Raw genomic sequence first — 17,924 nt, forward strand, 5'->3', positions numbered from 1 at the left:
GATTTCAGGATTAACAGGATGTGTGGAGAAGGAGCGAGGTTGTTCGGTCTGTTGGTGTGTAGCCTTTAGGCGATCTGGAGAAGGTCCGGCAGGTCAGGGGGTCGCCTAAAGGCTAGACACCAGCAGAGCTGGCGTGAGCGGAGGGGGGAGGCCGGTTTGAGCCCACGAGCGGGACATGGCAAGTCCCGTGGGTTTGGATGTGTTTGGGGGTAGCTCGGAGGATGTGGGGGCGGACGGAGGCTTCCAGCGTCCTTTCAGGACGCGACCTTGATTGACATTGTTTGTTAGGTTGGGGAATCCGGTGGTTCTCGGTGGCTGCGCCACCTTCACCACCGGCTACGTTCCGGGCTCCCTCCGGGAGCCAAGGCCGGGGGCGAGGCACGGGAGCGAAGGCCGGGAGATGGGGGCAGGTTCAGGGGCCGGGACTGGGCAAGTCCCGCTCCTTGGGGGGGCTTGGGGCGGACGGGGATCGGAGGTGGGATGGGGGCCTTTTTACAGGATTAACAAGATGGCAGGATTAACAGGAAGTGTGGCCAGGAGGCGGACGGGGGTTTTTAGATGGAGCGCACGCGTCTCGCGTGCTGTGTTCGGCGTCCCGCCGAAGACCGTGAACCGAGGTGGCTGCTGCGGGGTACCAGGCATGGGGGCTGCGGGGCGGGAGAACGGTTTCCCGCGAGACGCAGGAAACGGCAGGCGGGACGCCCGCGCTCCATGGCGAACGGAGGCGTGAGACCTTTTCGAAAGCGCCAGAGGACTGGCGCAGTCCAGGACGCTTCGCGGCTTCTTGACTGCCTTGACCGTTGACCGTTGACCGTTGACCGTTGACCGTTGACCTCAGCACTGAGCACTGTCTCCCCTGCCCCGCCCTTTCTGCTTTCCCATTTCCTCATTTCTACTTTACCCCCTCCTCCCCTTCCCTCCTCACGCGAACATGAGGCGACCGATGAGGACGGACATGGAGAGGCCAACGAGATCGGCGGTGAGGCCGGCGGCGAGGGCGTGGCGGGTTTTGCGGATGCTGACGGAGCCGAAGTATACAGCGAGCACGTAAAAGGTGGTCTCGGTGGAGCCGAACATGATGGCGGCGGTGTATTTGAGGTATTCGAGGATGTCGTTGCGAGCGAGGAGCTCGTTGAGGATGCCGAGGGAGCCGCTGCCGCTGAGGGGGCGCATGAGGGCCATGGGGAGGAGCTCGACCGGGAAGGAGACGAGGTTTAGCACGGGGGTGAGGACGTGCTCCAGCAGCAGCAGGGCGCCGGAGCTGCGGAAGATGGCGAGGGCGGCGAGCATGGCGACGAGGAAGGGCATGATGCGGGTGGCGACGCCGAAGCCTTCCTTGGCCCCTTCGACAAATTCTTCATACACCTTCACCCGGCGGACGAGGGCGATGCCGAGGGTGACGATGACGAGCAGGGGGATGGCGACGCCGGAGGCACCATCCATGAGGCGGCGGATGAGGCCGGCGGTGGGGGGATCTTCGGCTGGGGTGGCGGGCGTGGCGGCGGTGGCCTGGCCAGGGGTGGCCGGGGCGGCGGCTTTGGCGGACTCGGCAGCTTTGGCTTTTTCGGCGGCGCGGGCGGCGGCATCGGCCTTGGCGGTGGCGGCGCGTTGTTCGGCACTGCGGATGACCTGGGTGAGGCCGGTGGCATCCAGCACGGACTGGCGGAGGCTGGGGGCGGCGAGCTCCAGCACGATGCCGCCGGTGAAGAGGATGAGGATGGCGGCGAGGAAGAGGCGGCCCCGGGAGGTGATGCGGGGGGTTTCCTCTGGCGGGGCCTGGGCGGCAGGGGCTGCGGGATCGGTGCCAGGGGTGGTGGCGGCCAGGGGGCTATCCCCTGCCCCGGGGCGGATGCGGAACATGGGGAGCTTTTGCAGGGCCTTGGCGACGAAGATGGCGGTGAGGGTGGTGCAGGCGGTGGCGAGGATGGTGGGGACGATGATCTGATAGGCCCCTTTGACGCCGGCGGCGCTGAGGTAGTTGATCACGGTCATGGGGATGAGGGTGAAGGCGGCGGTGTTCATGGCCAGGAAGGTGACCATGGCATTGCTGGCGGTGTCCTTGTGGGGATTCAGCTCCTGGAGATGGGTCATGGCCTTGAGGCCGAGGGGGGTGGCGTTGTTGCCGAGGCCGAGCATGTTGGCGGCGAGATTCATGATCATGGCGCTCATGGCGGGGTGATCCCGCGGCACATCGGGGAAGAGGCGGCGCATGATGGGGGAGAGGGCGCGGGCGGCGAAGTGGAGGAGGCCGGCCTTTTCCATGAGGCGCATGAGGCCGAGCCAAAACATCATCATCCCGGCGAGGGGGAGGGCGATGTCCATGACGGCGGTTTTGGACATGTCCAGCGCGGCGGTGATGACGCCCTGATCCCCGGTGAAGCGGCCCAGCAGCCCTGCGACGAGGAGGCCGATGAGGATGAGGGAGGCCCAGATGTAATTCAGCATGGGGTGGATAGGAGTGCTGGCGGGGGAAGATTCAACCAGGAAGTTTCGCAGCAGTGCGGTGTATCCATTTGTTCCCAAGCGGATATGGGTGTCGTATTGCCCACCACACTATGCAATTCACCATCCAGGCCGCCAGCATCCGCAGCGGAGTGACCCCCCATGTGATCCGCATCTGGGAACGGCGCTATGAGGCGCTGACCCCGACGCGCACGGGGACCAACCGCCGGATGTACTGCGACGATGAGATCCAGCGGCTGACGCTGCTGCGCGAACTGACGGAAAATGGCCACCGCATCGGCAACATCGCGCGGCTGGAGACGGCGGAACTGGAGCAGATGCTGCGGCAGACGCTGACGAGGCCGGTTTCCGCCACGGCGAGCTTCACGGTGGATGCGGTGGAGCCGATGGAGACGGAGGCGGACTTTGTGAGGCTGTGCCTGGAGGCGGCCAAGGGCTATGATGCGGACCGGTTGCGGCGGCTGCTGCAGCGGGCGCGCATCCTGTTTGGCCAGCGCTGCATGGTGCACCGGGTGATCTGCCCACTCATCATGAAAGTGGGCGAATCCTGGCAGATGGGGGACATCCGGCCCAGCCATGAGCACATCTGCACCTCCGTGGTGCGGGAGGTTTTGATGACGCCAGTGCCGGGCAACCAGGTGGCACCCAGCGCACCGGAGGTGGTGATCTCCACCCCCGTGGGGGAGGTGCATGAGCTGGGGGCGCTGCTGGTGGCCTCCTCCGCCAGGGATCTGGGCTGGCGGGTGACGTACCTGGGGCCGAATCTGCCCACGGAGGAGATCGTGGCCTGTGCCCGGGCGCGCAAGGCACGGGCGGTGGCGCTGAGTGTGGTGTACCCAGACCAGTGCCCGGTGATCCAGGAGAAGCTACGCAACATCCGCAACCTGATGCCGGAGGAAATGGCCCTGATCATCGGGGGCCGGGCTGCCCGAGGCTATGCGGAAAAACTGACGGACCTGAACATCCACTGGGCGATGGATCTGCTGGAGCTGGACAAGCTGCTCGTGAAGCTTTCCCTGAGCCACGGTGGGTGAAATTTGACATGTGGGGGGCTTCCGCTAGGCTCGCCACCACCACCTTCCTTTATGCACCTTTACCGCAGCACCCACGGCATTTACCTGAACCACGCGAATCACTGGTACCGCCTGGCGGATGTGGAGTGGGATGCGCTGTTCAATCAAGAGAATCTGCACGCGTATCTCGCGGAGATCGTGGCGACGTACACGGCGGTGCCAGGACCGGAGGCGGGCACACTGCTGGCCCCACTGGGCACGCAGGAAGTGTGGGCCGCAGGCGTGACCTACTACCGCAGCCGCACGGCGCGGATGGAGGAAAGCAAGGACGCAGGCGGCGGCACCTTTTATGATCGGGTGTATGCGGCGGTGCGGCCGGAGATCTTTTTCAAAGCGACGCCGCAGCGCGTGGCGCATCCGGGCCAGGCGATGCACCTGCGCAGCGACTCCACCTGGATGGTGCCGGAGCCGGAGCTGACGCTGGCGATCAATAGCCGTGGTGAGATCATTGGTTATACCGTGGGCAATGACCTTTCCTGCCGGGACATCGAGGGGGAAAACCCGCTGTATCTGCCGCAGGCGAAGTGCTTCAAGCTCTGCGCCGCCGTGGGCCCCTGCATCTACGTGACGCCGGACCTGCTGCCGCCGGAGACGGTGATCGGCGTGAAGATCACACGCGGTGAGGCGGTGGCCTTTGAGGGCGACACGACGCTGGACCAACTGAAACGCACGCCGCAGGAGCTGGCGGAGTTTCTCTATCGCGACAACACCTTCCCCACCGGCGCGCTGCTGATGACGGGCACAGGCACGGTGCCGGGCGATGAATTCACGCTGAAAAGCGGGGACTTGGTGAGCATCACGATCGATGGCATCGGCACGCTGGCGAACCCGATGGGGTGAGGGGGACGGGGGAAAAGCAGAAAGGGACGGTGGGCGGGGATGGGGGAAAGTGCGGAGTGCTCAGTGCTCAGTGCTCAGTTCGGAGGTCAAGGGGGTCAACGGTCAAGGGCGTCAAGCCGCGTGAAGCGTCCTGGAGTGCGCCAGTCCTCTGGCGCTTTCGTTTGTTCTCCAACAGCCGTTCGCCCAGACCTAGGACCCATACGACCGATAGGTTCTATCGCCTACCGCTGGACGCGAGGGGAGCGCGGACACTTTGTCCGCATCCTCAAACCTCGGATGCGCAGCATCCCATTTCAATCGTACGCTCAGGTCATCCCCGAGCTTGCCCATGCCCCCAAACCATGGGGCTTGGGCGGCTTACCCGTCATCTTCACTTTCCGTGTTTTCCGGCCTTTCCGTGGTTGAAAATTCATCCGTTCCCCTGCCCTGAAACGATGTGGAGGTGTGCAAAGGCATTTGCTTCGCTGCCGGATGTCTGAATACTGAAAACTCGTTTCTGAAATCCGATTCCCCCCTTTTTTTCCCAACCATGATCACTGGCCACCAACTCATCGCCGGACGCGAGGCTCCTTGCGACCACGCTCCTTTCCACGCTACCAACCCCAGCACGAGTGAGAAGCTGGAGCCTGCCTTCTGCGAGGCGACATCGGCCCACGCGGATGAGGCGCTGCGCGCTGCCGATGGGGCCTTTGATGCGCTGCGGGCGGCCACGCCGGAGACGCGGGCGCTGCTGCTGGAGGCCATCGCGGATGAAATCCTGGCGCTGGGCGAGCCGCTGCTGGAGCGCGCCCATGCGGAGACGGGCCTGCCAATGGCACGCCTGACGGGTGAACGCGGCCGCGCGATGAACCAGTGCAAGATGTTCGCTGCGCTGATTCGCGAGGGATCGTGGGCGGAGGCCAGCATCGACCGCGCGCAGCCAGATCGCCAGCCTTTGGCCAAGCCGGATGTGCGGCGTGTGCTGCTGCCGGTAGGCCCCATCGTGGTCTTTGGCGCGAGCAATTTCCCCTTTGCCATCGGCGTGGTGGGCACGGACACGGTCTCGGCCCTGGCCGCTGGCTGCCCGGTGGTGGTGAAGGCGCACCCGGCGCACCCAGGCACCTGCGAGCTCCTGGGCCGCGCGGTGGTGAAGGCCCTGCGCAAGACGGGGCTGCCTGATGCCGCCTTCTCCCTGCTGCAAGGGCGCGGGACGGACATCGGCACGGAGCTGGTGAAGCATCCGCTGACGCAGGCCGTGGCCTTCACGGGCTCCCTGCGCGGTGGCCGGGCGCTGATGGATGTGGCGGCTGCCCGCCCGCACCCGATCCCTTTCTACGGCGAGATGGGCTCCATCAATCCGGTCTTCCTGCTGCCAGGGGCGCTGAAAGAGCGCGGCGCGAAAATCGCCGAGGCCTACGTGGGCTCCGTGACGATGGGCGTGGGCCAGTTCTGCACGAACCCGGCCATCGTGCTGGGTCTGCAAGGTGCGGAGCTAACCAACTTTGTGGAAAACGCGGGCGAGTTCGCCGCCAAGGTGCCGCCCCAGTCCATGCTGCATCGCGGCATCTGCGAAAGCTACGATGCGGGCACGGCGGTGTGGTCCACCATCAACGGCCTGCAACTGGCCGGTGAATCCGCCACCCCGGCGGACCCTGAGGCGACCCAGGCCGCGTGCCGCATCTACACGACGACGCTGCAGGTGCTGGAGTCGCATGAGGAGCTGCGCCGGGAAGTCTTCGGCCCCTGCTCCATCATCACCCAGTGCCCGACGCTGGAAGATCTGCTGGCCTTTGCCCGCAATCTGGAAGGCCAGCTCACGGCGGCCATCCACGGCACAGAGGAGGACCTGCGCGAGTACGCCCCGCTGATCCGCGTGCTGGAGCGCAAGGTGGGCCGCATCATCTTCAACGGCTTCGGCACCGGCATCGAGCCCTGCCCCTCCATGCACCACGGCGGCCCGTATCCGGCAGCTAGCCACAGCTTCTACACCAGCATCGGCACCGGCAGCATCTACCGCTTTGTGCGGCCTGTGTGCTACCAGGGCTTCCCCGATGACTGCCTGCCTGAGGCGCTGCAAAACGCGAACCCCACGAAGGCCCTGCGCCTGGTGGATGGTGGCTACTCACGCGAGGCGGTGTAAGGCGGCCCAGAGTGACTGTGAGACGCAGGCGGTGGGCGTGAAAGCGCGCCCTGGCCTGCGTTTTTTTGTGGGGAATTTTCAACCACGGAAGGGGCGGAAAACACGGAAGGTGGGGATCACGGGGAAGACCTCAAGGAGCGGGACTTGCCAAGTCCCGTGGTTTGGAGGGGTTTGGGGCGGACGGGGATCGGGGGTGGAATGGGGGCTGTTTTTACAGGATTAACATGATTTCAGGATTAACAAGATGTGTGGCAAGGGGGCGGATGGGGGCGGATAAGTTCGGTCTGTTGGTGTTTAGCCTTTAGGCGATCTGGAGAAGGTCCGGCAGGTCATTGAGTCGCCTAAAGGCTAGACACCCGCAGAGCTGGCGAGAGCGGAGGGGTAGGCGGACCCAGAGTTTGACCCCAAGGAGGGGGACTTGCCAAGTCCCGGGGCGAAGCCACATCGCAGGCGCAAAGCGTCCTGGAGTGCGCCAGTCCTCTGGCGCTTTTGAAAAGCTCACTCGCCCTCGTCCGCCATGGAGCGCGGGCGTCCCGCCTGCTGTTTCACGCGTCTCGCGGGAAACGGTTCTCCCGCCCCGCAGCCCCCATGCCTGGTACCCAGCAGCAGCCACCTCGGTTCACGGTCTTCGGCGGGACGCCGAACACAGCACGCGAGACGCGTGCGCTCCATCTAAAAACCCCCGTCCGCCCCCTAACCACGGGACTTGGCAAGTCCCGCTCCTTGGGAGCTTCATGGAAGCTCGGGGACTTACTGCGGGTCCGTGGATTTTTGGGGATCCAGGTGAGCGGGCAAGGCTGGGAGAGTCGTCTGGGCCGGGGCAGGTCCTTTGGGAGGTAATTTCAGGCTTCCAGGATCGGTGTCAGAATCGGTGCCGGGGAGACGGACGTTGAGAACCTTTAGCCCGGATGGGGCCAATTTTTGGTAGAAGTCCAACCTGAAGGCGGGCAGATGCATGAACCCTTCCATTTCACGAAGCTTGGTGACTTCAACCGAGCCATCGTTGAAGCCGATGATGACCTGGCCTCCGGAGCTGGTGCGGGCGGGCACGGGTTTGCCGTCTGCACCCACCAGCCAGCGTGGGGGCCAGGCGGTATCCACGGGGTTTTCAAAGACGAGTGGAAAGCTCGCTAGGGATGCTGTTTGGCTGAGGCCGGCGGTCATCGCCCAGTTGTTTTCTCCGGCGGTCAGAGCCTCCTTGTAATCAGGGCTGACGCCGATGTTTTTGTCCGGCATGAAACGAGAGCCGTAACCACCGAAAATGGACTCATCAATGGACGGATTTTGGCGGATGATTTCGCGAAAGACTTTGTTGGATGTCAGTGAGGTAAGATCATTTCCATGGTCAGGGTAATAGCCTCTGTGCTCGGCCGCAAAAGCCTGAAGCAACGTGGTGATTTCCCTGGCATTTTTCATGTTTTTGACCTGATAGGCCTGGGCGGGATAGTAGCCCAATTGAGGAATCAAATAGAGGGCCAGCAGAAGGATGGTGATGATCACCACCATCCAGATCAGGCCGCCCCAGAGTTTATTGGGGTTTGCGGGTTCGTTCATGGGATGATTTCAACAATAAGGGGCTGTGGAAGCAAGGGAAAAGGGGCGGGAGCGGCGAGATGATGGACAGGTTTGAATAAGGGTGAAACCCAAGGAGCGGGACTTGCCAAGTCCCGTGGTTTGGGGGGCTTGGGGCGGACGAGGATCGGTGGTGGAATGGGGGGCTGTTTTTACAGGATTAACATGATGGCAGGATTAACAAGATGTGTGGCAAGGGGTGGACGGGGGTTTTTTAGATGGAGCGCACGCGTCTCGCGTGCTGTCTTCGGCGTCCCGCCGAAGACCGTGAACCGAGGTGGCTACTGCTGGGTACCAGGCATGGGGGCTGCGGGGCGGGAGAACGGTTTCCCGCGAGACGCGTGAAACAGCAGGCGGGACGCCCGCGCTCCATGGCGAACGAGGCCGGGTGAGAGCTTTTCAAAAGCGCCAGAGAACTGGCGCAGTCCAGGACGCTTTGCGGCTTCTTGACTGCCTTGACCCCTTGACCCCTTGACCCCTTGACCTCCGCACTGAGCACTTTCTTCCCCCGCCCCTCCCTTTCTGCTTTCCCATTTCCTCTTTCTGCTTTTCTCCCCTCCCTCCTCACGCCACTTCTTGCAGGCCGTACTTCTCGATGATGTCCTGGGGGACGCCGGGATAGGGGCCGCCGAGGCTGATGTTGCCGATGTAGCCGAGGCCTTTCCAGGTGGCGCTGTGGGTGTAGTAGCCGCCGAGGCAGAGCTGGCGGAAGGTCGTGAAGAAGGCGGCGCCGATGCGGTGCTCGGGCTTGGGTTTTTCGAGGCCGCAGATGTCATCGACGATGGCGGACTGCTGATCGGCGGTGAGTTCCTCGAAGGGTTTGGCGTGGCGTTTGAAGCACTCGGTATTCAGCCAGGCGAGGCCACCACGGATGACTTCGCCGTCTTCGCGCTGCCTTTCATAGGGGGCGCTGATCCATTCATTGAGAAAGGCGGGCACGCCCACTTCGCTGGCGGCGGGGCCGTGTTCGTCCTTGGGCAGGATGAGATCGGCCAGGGCGGTGGTGGTCTTCAGCTCGGCCTCAGTCATCAGCTTGTCCCAGGGACCGGACAGGGCCTTGGAGAAGTCGGGATCGTGCAGGGTGTAACGCTGAGGGTAGGCTGGTGGCGCGGGTTCGGTTTCGCCAGGGGCGGCCTTCAGCGCGATGGGGGCCGCAACGGTGCCAGCGAGCCATTTCAGGGCGTGGCGACGGGAAAGGTTTTCAGACATAACAGAAAGTGTGTTTGGATTAAACATTGCCGGCCTTCATCTCGCCCATGAGCCATTCGCAGGATCGCCAGGCGAGGGCCATGATGGTGAGGGTGGGGTTTTTGTCGGGGTTGCTGGGGAGGACGGATCCATCCATGAGGAAGAGGTTTTTCACGTCCCAGGTCTGGCAATATTGGTTAGTCACGGAGTCGCCGGCCTTGGCTCCCATGCGGGCGGTGCCCACCTCGTGGATGATTTCGCCGGGGCGCTGGATGGCCTCGCGACCACTCTTCGGGCTGGCCTTGCCGCCCATGCCTTCGATGAGTTCGGCAAAGGTCTGCTGCATGTGCTCGGCCTGTTTGATTTCGTGGTCGCTCCACTTCCAGTGGAAACGCAGTACGGGGATGCCCCATTGATCCACCACCTGGGGATCCAGCTCGGTGTAGCAATCCTTGTTAGGCACCATCTCACCCCGGCCGCTGAAGCTGAAGCTGGCGCCATAGTAACGTTTGGCCTCCTCCTTCAGCTTGCTGCCATAGATGCCGGGGCTGGTCTGATCCAGACGGCTAAAGCTGCTCATCTGCGGCATGCGGCGGCCACCGCCCATCTCGATGTGGTAACCGCGGGCAAAGCCGAGCTTGGAGTGCTCATTGACGAGCCACCACGGGGAGTACACGTGCAGGCCCCCGGCACCGTCTTCATTGAGGATGGGCGAATTTTCCAAGGCGGGGATGTGGGCGCCGAGATTGGTGCCGACGCTGTCCATGAGGTTTTTTCCCACCTGACCGCTGGAGTTGGCGAGGCCGGCCTTGTCCTGCGATTTGGAGTTCAGCAAGATGCGTGAGGTCTCGCAGGTACTGGCGGCGAGGATGACGATGCGGGCCTTCACCACGGCATCGCGGCGGGTCTTTTTGTCGATGTAATGGACACCGGCGGCCTTGCCATTTTCCATGATGACCTCGCGCACCATGGCATCGGTGATGATGTCCAGATTGCCCGTGGCGAGGGCGGGCGGGAGGAGGACGGTGGTGCTTTGAAAATTCGCACGGATGCTGCAGCCGCGGATGCAGTCGGTGGCCCAGAAACAAGGGGCGCGTAGCATCATGTCCTTGCCGATGATCTCCTGGGCCTTGGGGTTGCCGGGGAAGAGCTGGGCGGGGAGGTTTTTCCAGTCGAGCGGCTGGCTGAGCACGGCGCGGTGGGCGGCGACGATGGGGACGCCGCTTTGTTTGCCGGACTTCTTGGCCATGAGCTCGCCGAGCCGTGGCTTGGGCGGTGGCAGGAGGACGCCGGGGGATGAATTCGGCGCATTGGCGATGCCGTCGTTTTCGCCATAGACGCCGATGAGCTGCTCCACGCGATCATACCAGGGGGAGATGTCGCCGTAGCTGAGGGGCCAGTCCACGCCGAGGCCATCGCGGGATTTCGGGATGAAGTCGAACTCGCCAAACCGCAGGGAGATGCGGCCCCAGTGGTTGGTGCGGCCGCCGAGCATGCGTGCGCGCCACCACCAGAAGTCGCCCTCGGTGCCGGCCTTGTTCGTGTAGGGCTCGCCAGGCACCTGCCAGCCGCCATCGATGGTGGCATCGTAATGGCCAAAGGGGCGCACGGGGGTGCGGTCGCCACGCAGAGGGGCCATCTCGGGCGTGTTAAACATGGGGGTCTCGGTGGCGGGCTCGTAGTTCCGCCCGGCCTCGACCATGAGGACCTTCACGCCGCTGAGGGCGAGGATCATCGCCGCCATGCCGCCACCCGCGCCGGAGCCGACGACGATGACATCATATTGCGGTTGGGTTTTGCGATCTGTGAGCAAGGGCATGGGTCTTTCCTAGCAAGCCCGAGAGGCAAAGTCTTGTGCAAACTGATCTCAAGAAGACCGTCGTGAGGGGATGGAAATCCTGGTGGACCTTTAGGCGGGGGCGCAGATGAATTTTCAACCACGGAAGATTCGGAAGACACGGAAGGTGGGGATGACGGGGAGAAGGCCAAGTCCGGTGTTTGGGGAGTGTTGGGGGCGGACGAGGCTTGGCGAATTAGGGCGGGCTTTTTTTCACAGGATTAACAAGATGGACAGGATTAACAGGAAGTGTAGCAAGGGTGGTAACGGAGGCTTATGAGCTTTCGAAAGCGCCAGAGGACTGGCGCAGTCCAGGACGCTTCGCGGCTGCGGTGTGTCTCCGCCACGGGACTTGGCAAGTCCCGCTCCTTGGGGCTCAAACTATGGCGGCTTACTATTCCGCTCTCGCCAGCTCTGTTGGTGTCTAGCCTTTAGGCGATCTGGAGAAGGTCCGGCAGGTCATTGAGTCGCCTAAAGGCTACACACCAACAGACCGAACAAACCTGTCTCTTTTACACACTTCCTGTTAATCCTGTTCATCTTGTTAATCCTGTAAAAACAGCTCCATTCCATCGCCGCCCCTCGTCCGCCCTAAACTTCCAAACCACGGGACTTGGCAAGTCCCGCTCCTTGGGGCCTTGAGGAAGCGCGGGACGCTGGCAGCGACATCACCTCCTCACGGTTTCCACACGGCCACGCCCATGTGATAACCGGTATAGAGGGGGGAGTCTTTGGAGTAGTAGGCGGTGACGATGTCGCCATTGGCGAGCTGGACGCTGCTGGGGTAACCGCAGTCCCAACTGTGGCTGTGGGCCACGCGGATGGGGTCGCTCCAGTTTGCTCCATCATCGCTGCTGAACTTGGCGCGGACGCCGTACTGGCGGGCCACACGGACGCCATAAGTCAGGAGGAGGCGGCCATCCTGTAGGCGGGTGAGGTGGCCATTAATCTCGTTGCGGCCCGTGACACGCAGGGGGGCCAGCCAGGTGGCACCATCATCCTGGCTCAAGAAGAGGTCCATGGCCTCCACACGGGCAGCGGCCAGCCAGCGTTTGCCACCGAGGGGGAAAAGATCGGTCTCATTGTGACGTGCGCCGATGATGGACACGGCTTTCCACGTGGCACCGTCATCATCGCTGCGGAAGAGCCAGGAGCGGTAGCCTTTGGTCTTCGAGCTTTTCGTGGCATCGACAAACTGGCCGTGATAACAAGAAGTGTAGAGTGCGCCGTCACGGGCCCAGATGTCGCCAAAGGGGATGTAGTGCGACCAGCCGGCCTCGGGTGCAGGGAAGTTTTCATGCTGGGTCCAGGTGCGGCCACCATCGGCGGAGCGCAGCACCCAGTTGGAAAGGATGTCATCGCGAAAGGGGGCCTGCTTGGGCCGCTGAGGCTGCTGCACATCGGTCCAGCCGGAGCAAAGGACGATGAGGTCGCCATTGGCAGCGAGGCCTGCGGCGTGGTTCATGCGGATGGTGTGGGGGACGTGGCGGGTGATGGTGCTGCGCTTTTCCCACGTCAGCCCGTCCGTGCTGGCCCAGCAGTCAATGTCGCCCTCCATCGTGCCATGGCCGGGCTGGTTGTGCACCACGGCGATGACGGTGCCATCGCGCAGGGTGGTGAGATTTGGCCAGGCGCAGACATCGCGGATGGCGGCGGCTGTTTTCACCTGGGCGGGTTTCTTTTCCTGATCCGCCGCGCGCCAGTCCTGCAGGCGCTGCCACTCCAGGCCGGGCTGGTCCACGCGGAACTGCACGAGCTGGCCGTTCTGCATCTCGGTGACGTAGGCGGTGCGGCCATCGGGACCGCCAAAGCAGATGTTTGAGGGATTGCTGCCCGGCAGGGTGATCTCCTGCAGGATGTCGCCCTTGGGCGAAAGCTTCACCACGGTGCCCTTGCCATGGCGGGTGATGTAGAGATTCCCCTTCACATCCAGGCGCATGCCATCAAAGCCGAAGTCGGGAAACTCCTTGAGCAATCGTTTGTTAGTCAATGAGCCATCCGCCTCGATGCTGAAGGCCCAGACCTTGCGCTGCACGCTCTCATTCACATACAGCGTCTTGCCATCCGGGCTGACGTCGATGCCGTTCGTCGTGCCCATGTCCGGGGCGACCTTGGTGAACTTGCCCTCGCGGCTGATGCGCCAGATCTGCCCGGTGCCCGCCTTCCAGTCCGGGTCGCTGGCGTAAAAGCTGCCGTCATCCAGGATGGCGAGGTCATTGGGCTGGTTCAGCGTCGGCTCATGGGCCCAGACGATGGTCTCGCCCGTCTGGCGGTTCACCTTCAAAATATTGTGCCCGGTGTAGTCGGCCACGTAGAGAAAGCCGTCCGGGCCGAGGCGGATGCCATTGGCGGTGCTGCCTGCGGGGAGGTTCACAAACAGGGCCGCCTTCCCCTCCGGTGTGGTTTTTCCCAGGGTGTGCTCGCCGCCGAATTTCACGCAGTAGATGTGGCCCGCTTCATCGCAGGCGGGGCCTTCGATGCCATCGGTGAACTGGCCTTTTTCCGTCAGCGGGTTGGCTTGAAATAAAGCCTCCTCCGCAGCGAGAGTGAGGCCAACGAGGGAGGCAAACGCGATGAGAAGGGGGCGAAGCATGACGGGATAAACCAACGCCACAAAGATGAGGGTTTCTCTCACTCCATGATTGTCATTTTCAGACGGACCCTTCAGCATCGGCATTAACCCCCATCCCACCGACCCCACGCATGAGACACCTTTCCCGTTATCTCGGCCTCGGCCTCCTCATCGCACTGGCGGGCTGCGGCCAGCCGGAGGCCCCTGCGCCCACACGCGGCACCATCGGCGCATCGCTGCTGACGCTGGACAATCCTTTCTTCAAAGTCATCGGCGACAACCTAGCCGCCGAAGGGCGCAAGCAGGGTTACGACGTCATCGTGGTGAGCGGTGACAAGGACGTGGCCAAGCAGAGCAACCAGGTGAAGGATTTCATCGTGAAAAAGGTGAGCGCCATCGTGCTGAGCCCCTGCGATTCCAAGTCCATCGTGCCAGTGATCCAGGAGGCGAATGCGGCGGGCATCCCGGTCTTCACCGTAGATGTGCCCTGCAATGAACCGGGGGTGAAACTGGTGACGCAGATCGCCACGGACAACTATGGCGGTGGCAAGGAGGCGGGCGCGGCGATGATCGAAGCCCTGGGCGAACGCGGCGGCAAGGTGGCCGTGCTGCACCTGAAGCAGGTGGAGTCCTGCCAGCTCCGCGTGAAGGGATTCCGCGAAGTCATCGACGCGCACAATGCCAGTGGCAAACCGAAGATCGACATCGTGGCGGAGCTGGAAAGCGGCGGCGCGAAGGACCTGGGCTACAAGGCGGCTGAGGACACGCTGCAGGCCCATGCGGATCTGCGAGGCATCTTTGCCATCAATGATCCCGCCGCCCTGGGCGCACGCGCCGCACTGGAAAAGGCGGGCAAGGAAAAGCAGGTGGTCATCATCGGATTCGACGGCCAGCCGGAGGGCAAGCAGGCCATCAAGGACGGCAAGATCTACGCGGACCCCATCCAGTTCCCCGACAAGATGGGCGTGCAACTGGTGCAGTCCATCATGACGTGGTCACGCGGGCTGCCGCAGCCGCCGCAGATCCTCATCCCCACGCAGCTCTACCGCCAGGCGGATGCCCAACAGGACCCTGAACTGAAGTAAACCCCTTCCCTTTTTTCAAGCCATGAAACGTCCCCTGCTCCGCCTGCTGTCAGACCACGGCATGATCCTCGTGCTGGCCGCGCTGTGCGCCTTCTTCAGCCTGGTCACGCTGACGGACCAGTCCGTGACGGGCGAGGCGGCGGTGGCACAGGTGGTGAAGGAAGTGAAGGCCGGGCAAACGGTCATGGTTGTTGTTAGGCCATCCGCTGAAGACTCCGCCTATGCAGATGCCGTGGCGGCCCAGGTGAAGGCGGCAGGAGCGACTGTGGCGGCGGTGGTGAAGGGTGCGCCTGCCGATGTGCGAGCCGCACTGGAAAAGCAGGCCGCCACAGGAGCGAAGGTGGATGCCATCCTCGGCACGGATGAAACCACGCGCTGGCTGGTGCTGGAGGAAGTGGCCAAGGATTTCGCCCCGCTGGGCACCCCACGCCTGGTGAAGCCCGACAGCTATCGCTGGCCCAATTTTCTCAAAGGCGACAACCTCCTGAACATCGCCAACCAGATCGCCGTGATCGCCATCATCGCCATCGGCATGACAATGGTCATCATCACGGCAGGCATTGATCTCTCTGTGGGCAGCCTGCTGGCACTCGCTGCCGTGCTGGTGTCCTGGTTCATCCGGGAAAAGGCGGGCGCGCTGGAAGCAGGCACAGGCGGCATGGTGCTGGCCAGTGCCGTGGCCATCCTGGCCTGCGGTCTGGCGGGTGGCTTCTCCGGGCTGATGATCACGCGCTTCAGCATCCCACCCTTCATCGTCACCCTGGCCATGATGCTGGTGACCAGCGGCTTTGCCTACACCCTGGCCGAGGGGCAGTCCATCTATCAGATCCCTGACACGTTTGTTTGGTTAGGCCGTGGGGCCGATGTCCTGGGCATCCCGAACGCGGTGCTGCTGATGCTGCTGCTCTACGTCGCCGCCCATCTGGTGATGACGCAGATGCGCATCGGCCGTTACCTGTATGCCGTGGGCGGCAACCGCGAGGCAGCGCACATCTCCGGCGTGCCGGTGGAGCGCGTGCTGATGTTTGCCTACGTCGCCAGCGGCCTGCTGGCAGGCCTGGGCGGCGTGGTGATGGCCTCGCAACTGAAGAGTGGATCCCCCACCTACGGCGGCATGTATGAGCTGTATGTCATCGCCGCCGTGGTGGTAGGCGGCACCAGCCTCAGCGGTGGCAAAGGCAGCATGATCGGCACACTCACGGGTGCCTTCATCATCGCCGTGATTCAAAACGGCATGAACCTGACCAACGTGGAAAGCTACACGCAGAAGGTGGTGCTGGGCGCTGTGATCTTGGGGGCTGTGCTGGTGGACAAAGTGAGGGGGAAGTGAGGGGGGCGGGGGCCAGTGCTCAGTGCTCAGGTCAAAGGTCAAAGGTCAAAGGTCAAAGGTCAAAGGTCAAAGGCGTCAAAGGCGTCAAAGGCGTCAAAGGCGTCAAAGGCGTCAAAGGCGTCAAGGGCGTCAAGGGCGTCAAGGGCGTCAAGGGCGTCAAGGGCGTCAAGGGCGTCAAGCCGCGCGGAGCGTCCTGGAGTGCGCCAGTCCTCTGGCGCTTTCGAGGGTTCTCAGGCCGCCGTTGGACGTGAGAGAAGCGCGGACACTTTGTCCGCATCCTCAAACACAGGACGCGTAGCACACCTAACAAACTTTTCTCAAAGCGATCTACTAGGGGGTAAGGGCGAAGATAGGCCCTAGAGGTCTTCTAGGTCCTAGGTATGGGGCAGATCGGAGACGAGTGAGCTTTTCGAAAGCGCCAGAGGACTGGCGCACTCCAGGACGCTTCGCGGCTTCTTGACCCCATTGACCTCCTTGACCCCCTTGCCCCCCTTGCCCCCCTTGACCCCCTTGACCCCCTTGACCCCCTTGACCTCCTTGACCTCCTTGACCTCCTTGACCTCCTTGACCTCCTTGACCTCCTTGACCTCCTTGACCTCCTTGACCCCCGAACTGAACACAGGCTCCCCTCCCCCCCCAACTCCGTAAGCAAGACCAGTTGCAGGCAGCAGGGCTTCGTGCTTAGAAAAGCCATGCCCACTGCCGATGCCTCGCCTTTTCACCTGTCCCAAAACGGGGCCATGCTGGAGCTGCTGGAGCGCGAGGTGCTGCTGCAACGGCTGATCCAGGGCAAGCTGGGTCGCGACGTGCTGGGCTGGCAGCGTGGCATGGCGGAATGGCTGCCGCTGGGAGAGATTTTTCAGGATGAGCTGCCCCCACCCCTGCCCGCTGCGGCACAGGCACCGGCCCCCGTTTTGGCCACGCCCCCACCGCTGCCAGCACGCCAGTTGCCACCGCCAGGGCTTGGCAGCCTGCCCCCGCCGCTGCCCCTCCGCACAAAGGTCACAGCCTCACCATCGCCCTCGCTGCCGCAGCGGAAACGAGGCCGTCGACGCCGGGTGTGGCAGGTGCTGTGCGCGGTCTTTCTGACCGTCATCATCGCGATCTGCCTGCTGGGCAGACGCGGAATCAACCAACCCATGGCAGCTCTCTACCCATCGCTGCAAGATGCCGAGCTGTCCCTCCAAGCTCCCCTTTTGCCCCCATCTGAGTCAGCCGCTGAGTTAGCCGCAGAGCCCGCGCCAGCCCCCACCTACACGCCAGTGCCGCTGCTGGCGGAGGCGGCGCATCAGTCCCGGCCCTTTCCCCCGCTAACCTTTCCCCCCCTGCCCAGCACGGCAGCCTCATCTGCCCCGGCACCGGCCGCGGGAGAGCTGGCCCAGGCCCTGGCTGCGCGGGATGCCCAGGGCCGCTTTGGCAGCGCCGGGGTGCGGGGGCTCATCGTCGCCGCACCCGCCGGCAATGCTGAGGCGCAGTACTACCTGAGCCAGTGCTACTACCGTGGCGACGGCCTAAGGCCCGATGCCGAAGTCAGCGTCTTCTGGCTGAAAAAAGCCGCCCACGCCGATCTGCCGCAGGCCCAGTACAGCCTCGCCCGCTTTTACCAGGAAGGGCTCAGCGGTCTGCCCCAGGATGATTCCCTGGCCTTTGAATGGTGCAGCCGGGCCGCCAGCCTGGGCTGGCGCGATGCCATGACTCTGCTCTCCGGCTATTACCGGACCGGCCTCGGCACCTCCGCCGATGAAACCCAGGCCCGCCAATGGCAGGACCGCGCCCAACAAACTTTGCCGAACCGCGAATAGGCACCTCGTTCCTTGGGTTCAAACTTTGGGTCGGCCTACCACC

General features: G+C 63.4%; 12 protein-coding genes. 6 read left to right on the top strand and 6 right to left on the bottom strand.

The features are described 5' to 3' along the window. Positions 1 to 921: 921 nt before the first annotated feature. Positions 922 to 2,445, bottom strand: coding sequence for a nucleoside recognition domain-containing protein (locus ABEB25_RS23860; RefSeq protein WP_345738974.1), 1,524 nt, complete (start codon positions 2,443 to 2,445; stop codon positions 922 to 924). Positions 2,446 to 2,555: 110 nt separating this feature from the next. On the opposite strand from ABEB25_RS23860, the gene ABEB25_RS23865 reads away from it, so the two are divergent. The 3 genes from ABEB25_RS23865 to ABEB25_RS23875 all read left to right on the top strand — a co-directional run bounded on the left by ABEB25_RS23865 (position 2,556) and on the right by ABEB25_RS23875 (position 6,495). After that, positions 2,556 to 3,497 carry a MerR family transcriptional regulator gene (locus tag ABEB25_RS23865; RefSeq protein ID WP_345738975.1) on the top strand — a complete coding sequence of 314 codons (942 nt, stop codon included), beginning with the start codon at positions 2,556 to 2,558 and terminating at the stop codon, positions 3,495 to 3,497. A gap of 51 nt (positions 3,498 to 3,548) precedes the next feature. Continuing rightward, on the top strand, positions 3,549 to 4,376 hold the full coding sequence (locus ABEB25_RS23870; protein WP_345738976.1) for a fumarylacetoacetate hydrolase family protein: 828 nt from the start codon (positions 3,549 to 3,551) through the stop codon (positions 4,374 to 4,376). 529 nt (positions 4,377 to 4,905) lie between these two features. After that, positions 4,906 to 6,495 (top strand): aldehyde dehydrogenase (NADP(+)), encoded by a 1,590-nt coding sequence (locus tag ABEB25_RS23875; protein ID WP_345738977.1) that lies wholly within the window; start codon positions 4,906 to 4,908, stop codon positions 6,493 to 6,495. A gap of 750 nt (positions 6,496 to 7,245) precedes the next feature. Here the strand turns inward: ABEB25_RS23875 and ABEB25_RS23880 are convergent. From ABEB25_RS23880 to ABEB25_RS23895, 4 genes are all read right to left on the bottom strand, one after another. Beyond that, positions 7,246 to 8,049: a hypothetical protein gene (locus tag ABEB25_RS23880; RefSeq protein WP_345738978.1), complete on the bottom strand. Its 804-nt coding sequence runs from the start codon at positions 8,047 to 8,049 to the stop codon at positions 7,246 to 7,248. Between the two features lie 582 nt (positions 8,050 to 8,631). After that, positions 8,632 to 9,276: a gluconate 2-dehydrogenase subunit 3 family protein gene (locus ABEB25_RS23885; protein WP_345738979.1), complete on the bottom strand. Its 645-nt coding sequence runs from the start codon at positions 9,274 to 9,276 to the stop codon at positions 8,632 to 8,634. Between the two features lie 19 nt (positions 9,277 to 9,295). Further along, a complete protein-coding gene (locus tag ABEB25_RS23890) occupies positions 9,296 to 11,074 on the bottom strand; it encodes a GMC family oxidoreductase (protein WP_345738980.1) in 1,779 nt (592 codons plus the stop codon). 694 nt (positions 11,075 to 11,768) lie between these two features. Next, on the bottom strand, positions 11,769 to 13,685 hold the full coding sequence (locus tag ABEB25_RS23895; protein ID WP_345738981.1) for an SMP-30/gluconolactonase/LRE family protein: 1,917 nt from the start codon (positions 13,683 to 13,685) through the stop codon (positions 11,769 to 11,771). A gap of 110 nt (positions 13,686 to 13,795) precedes the next feature. On the opposite strand from ABEB25_RS23895, the gene ABEB25_RS23900 reads away from it, so the two are divergent. Together ABEB25_RS23900 and ABEB25_RS23905 are read left to right on the top strand one after the other, a co-directional pair. Further along, positions 13,796 to 14,749 carry a substrate-binding domain-containing protein gene (locus tag ABEB25_RS23900; protein WP_345738982.1) on the top strand — a complete coding sequence of 318 codons (954 nt, stop codon included), beginning with the start codon at positions 13,796 to 13,798 and terminating at the stop codon, positions 14,747 to 14,749. A 22-nt stretch (positions 14,750 to 14,771) separates the two neighbouring features. Then, positions 14,772 to 16,079 carry an ABC transporter permease gene (locus ABEB25_RS23905; protein WP_345738983.1) on the top strand — a complete coding sequence of 436 codons (1,308 nt, stop codon included), beginning with the start codon at positions 14,772 to 14,774 and terminating at the stop codon, positions 16,077 to 16,079. A gap of 374 nt (positions 16,080 to 16,453) precedes the next feature. Here ABEB25_RS23905 and ABEB25_RS23910 read toward each other — a convergent pair whose 3' ends face one another. Then, positions 16,454 to 16,699 (bottom strand): hypothetical protein, encoded by a 246-nt coding sequence (locus ABEB25_RS23910; RefSeq protein ID WP_345738984.1) that lies wholly within the window; start codon positions 16,697 to 16,699, stop codon positions 16,454 to 16,456. 72 nt (positions 16,700 to 16,771) lie between these two features. Here ABEB25_RS23910 and ABEB25_RS23915 point away from each other — a divergent pair, with 72 nt between their 5' ends. Then, positions 16,772 to 17,881 carry a tetratricopeptide repeat protein gene (locus tag ABEB25_RS23915; protein WP_345738985.1) on the top strand — a complete coding sequence of 370 codons (1,110 nt, stop codon included), beginning with the start codon at positions 16,772 to 16,774 and terminating at the stop codon, positions 17,879 to 17,881. Positions 17,882 to 17,924 lie beyond the last annotated feature (43 nt).

Source organism: Prosthecobacter algae (assembly GCF_039542385.1).
In the GTDB taxonomy this organism is placed as follows: Bacteria; Verrucomicrobiota; Verrucomicrobiia; order Verrucomicrobiales; family Verrucomicrobiaceae; genus Prosthecobacter; species Prosthecobacter algae.

Coding starts and splice junctions, on each gene's coding strand:
- ABEB25_RS23860 (WP_345738974.1), bottom strand. CDS start 2,445: ATGCTGAATTACATCTGGGCCTCCCTCATCCTCATCGGCCTCCTCGTC.
- ABEB25_RS23865 (WP_345738975.1), top strand. CDS start 2,556: ATGCAATTCACCATCCAGGCCGCCAGCATCCGCAGCGGAGTGACCCCC.
- ABEB25_RS23870 (WP_345738976.1), top strand. CDS start 3,549: ATGCACCTTTACCGCAGCACCCACGGCATTTACCTGAACCACGCGAAT.
- ABEB25_RS23875 (WP_345738977.1), top strand. CDS start 4,906: ATGATCACTGGCCACCAACTCATCGCCGGACGCGAGGCTCCTTGCGAC.
- ABEB25_RS23880 (WP_345738978.1), bottom strand. CDS start 8,049: ATGAACGAACCCGCAAACCCCAATAAACTCTGGGGCGGCCTGATCTGG.
- ABEB25_RS23885 (WP_345738979.1), bottom strand. CDS start 9,276: ATGTCTGAAAACCTTTCCCGTCGCCACGCCCTGAAATGGCTCGCTGGC.
- ABEB25_RS23890 (WP_345738980.1), bottom strand. CDS start 11,074: ATGCCCTTGCTCACAGATCGCAAAACCCAACCGCAATATGATGTCATC.
- ABEB25_RS23895 (WP_345738981.1), bottom strand. CDS start 13,685: ATGCTTCGCCCCCTTCTCATCGCGTTTGCCTCCCTCGTTGGCCTCACT.
- ABEB25_RS23900 (WP_345738982.1), top strand. CDS start 13,796: ATGAGACACCTTTCCCGTTATCTCGGCCTCGGCCTCCTCATCGCACTG.
- ABEB25_RS23905 (WP_345738983.1), top strand. CDS start 14,772: ATGAAACGTCCCCTGCTCCGCCTGCTGTCAGACCACGGCATGATCCTC.
- ABEB25_RS23915 (WP_345738985.1), top strand. CDS start 16,772: ATGCCCACTGCCGATGCCTCGCCTTTTCACCTGTCCCAAAACGGGGCC.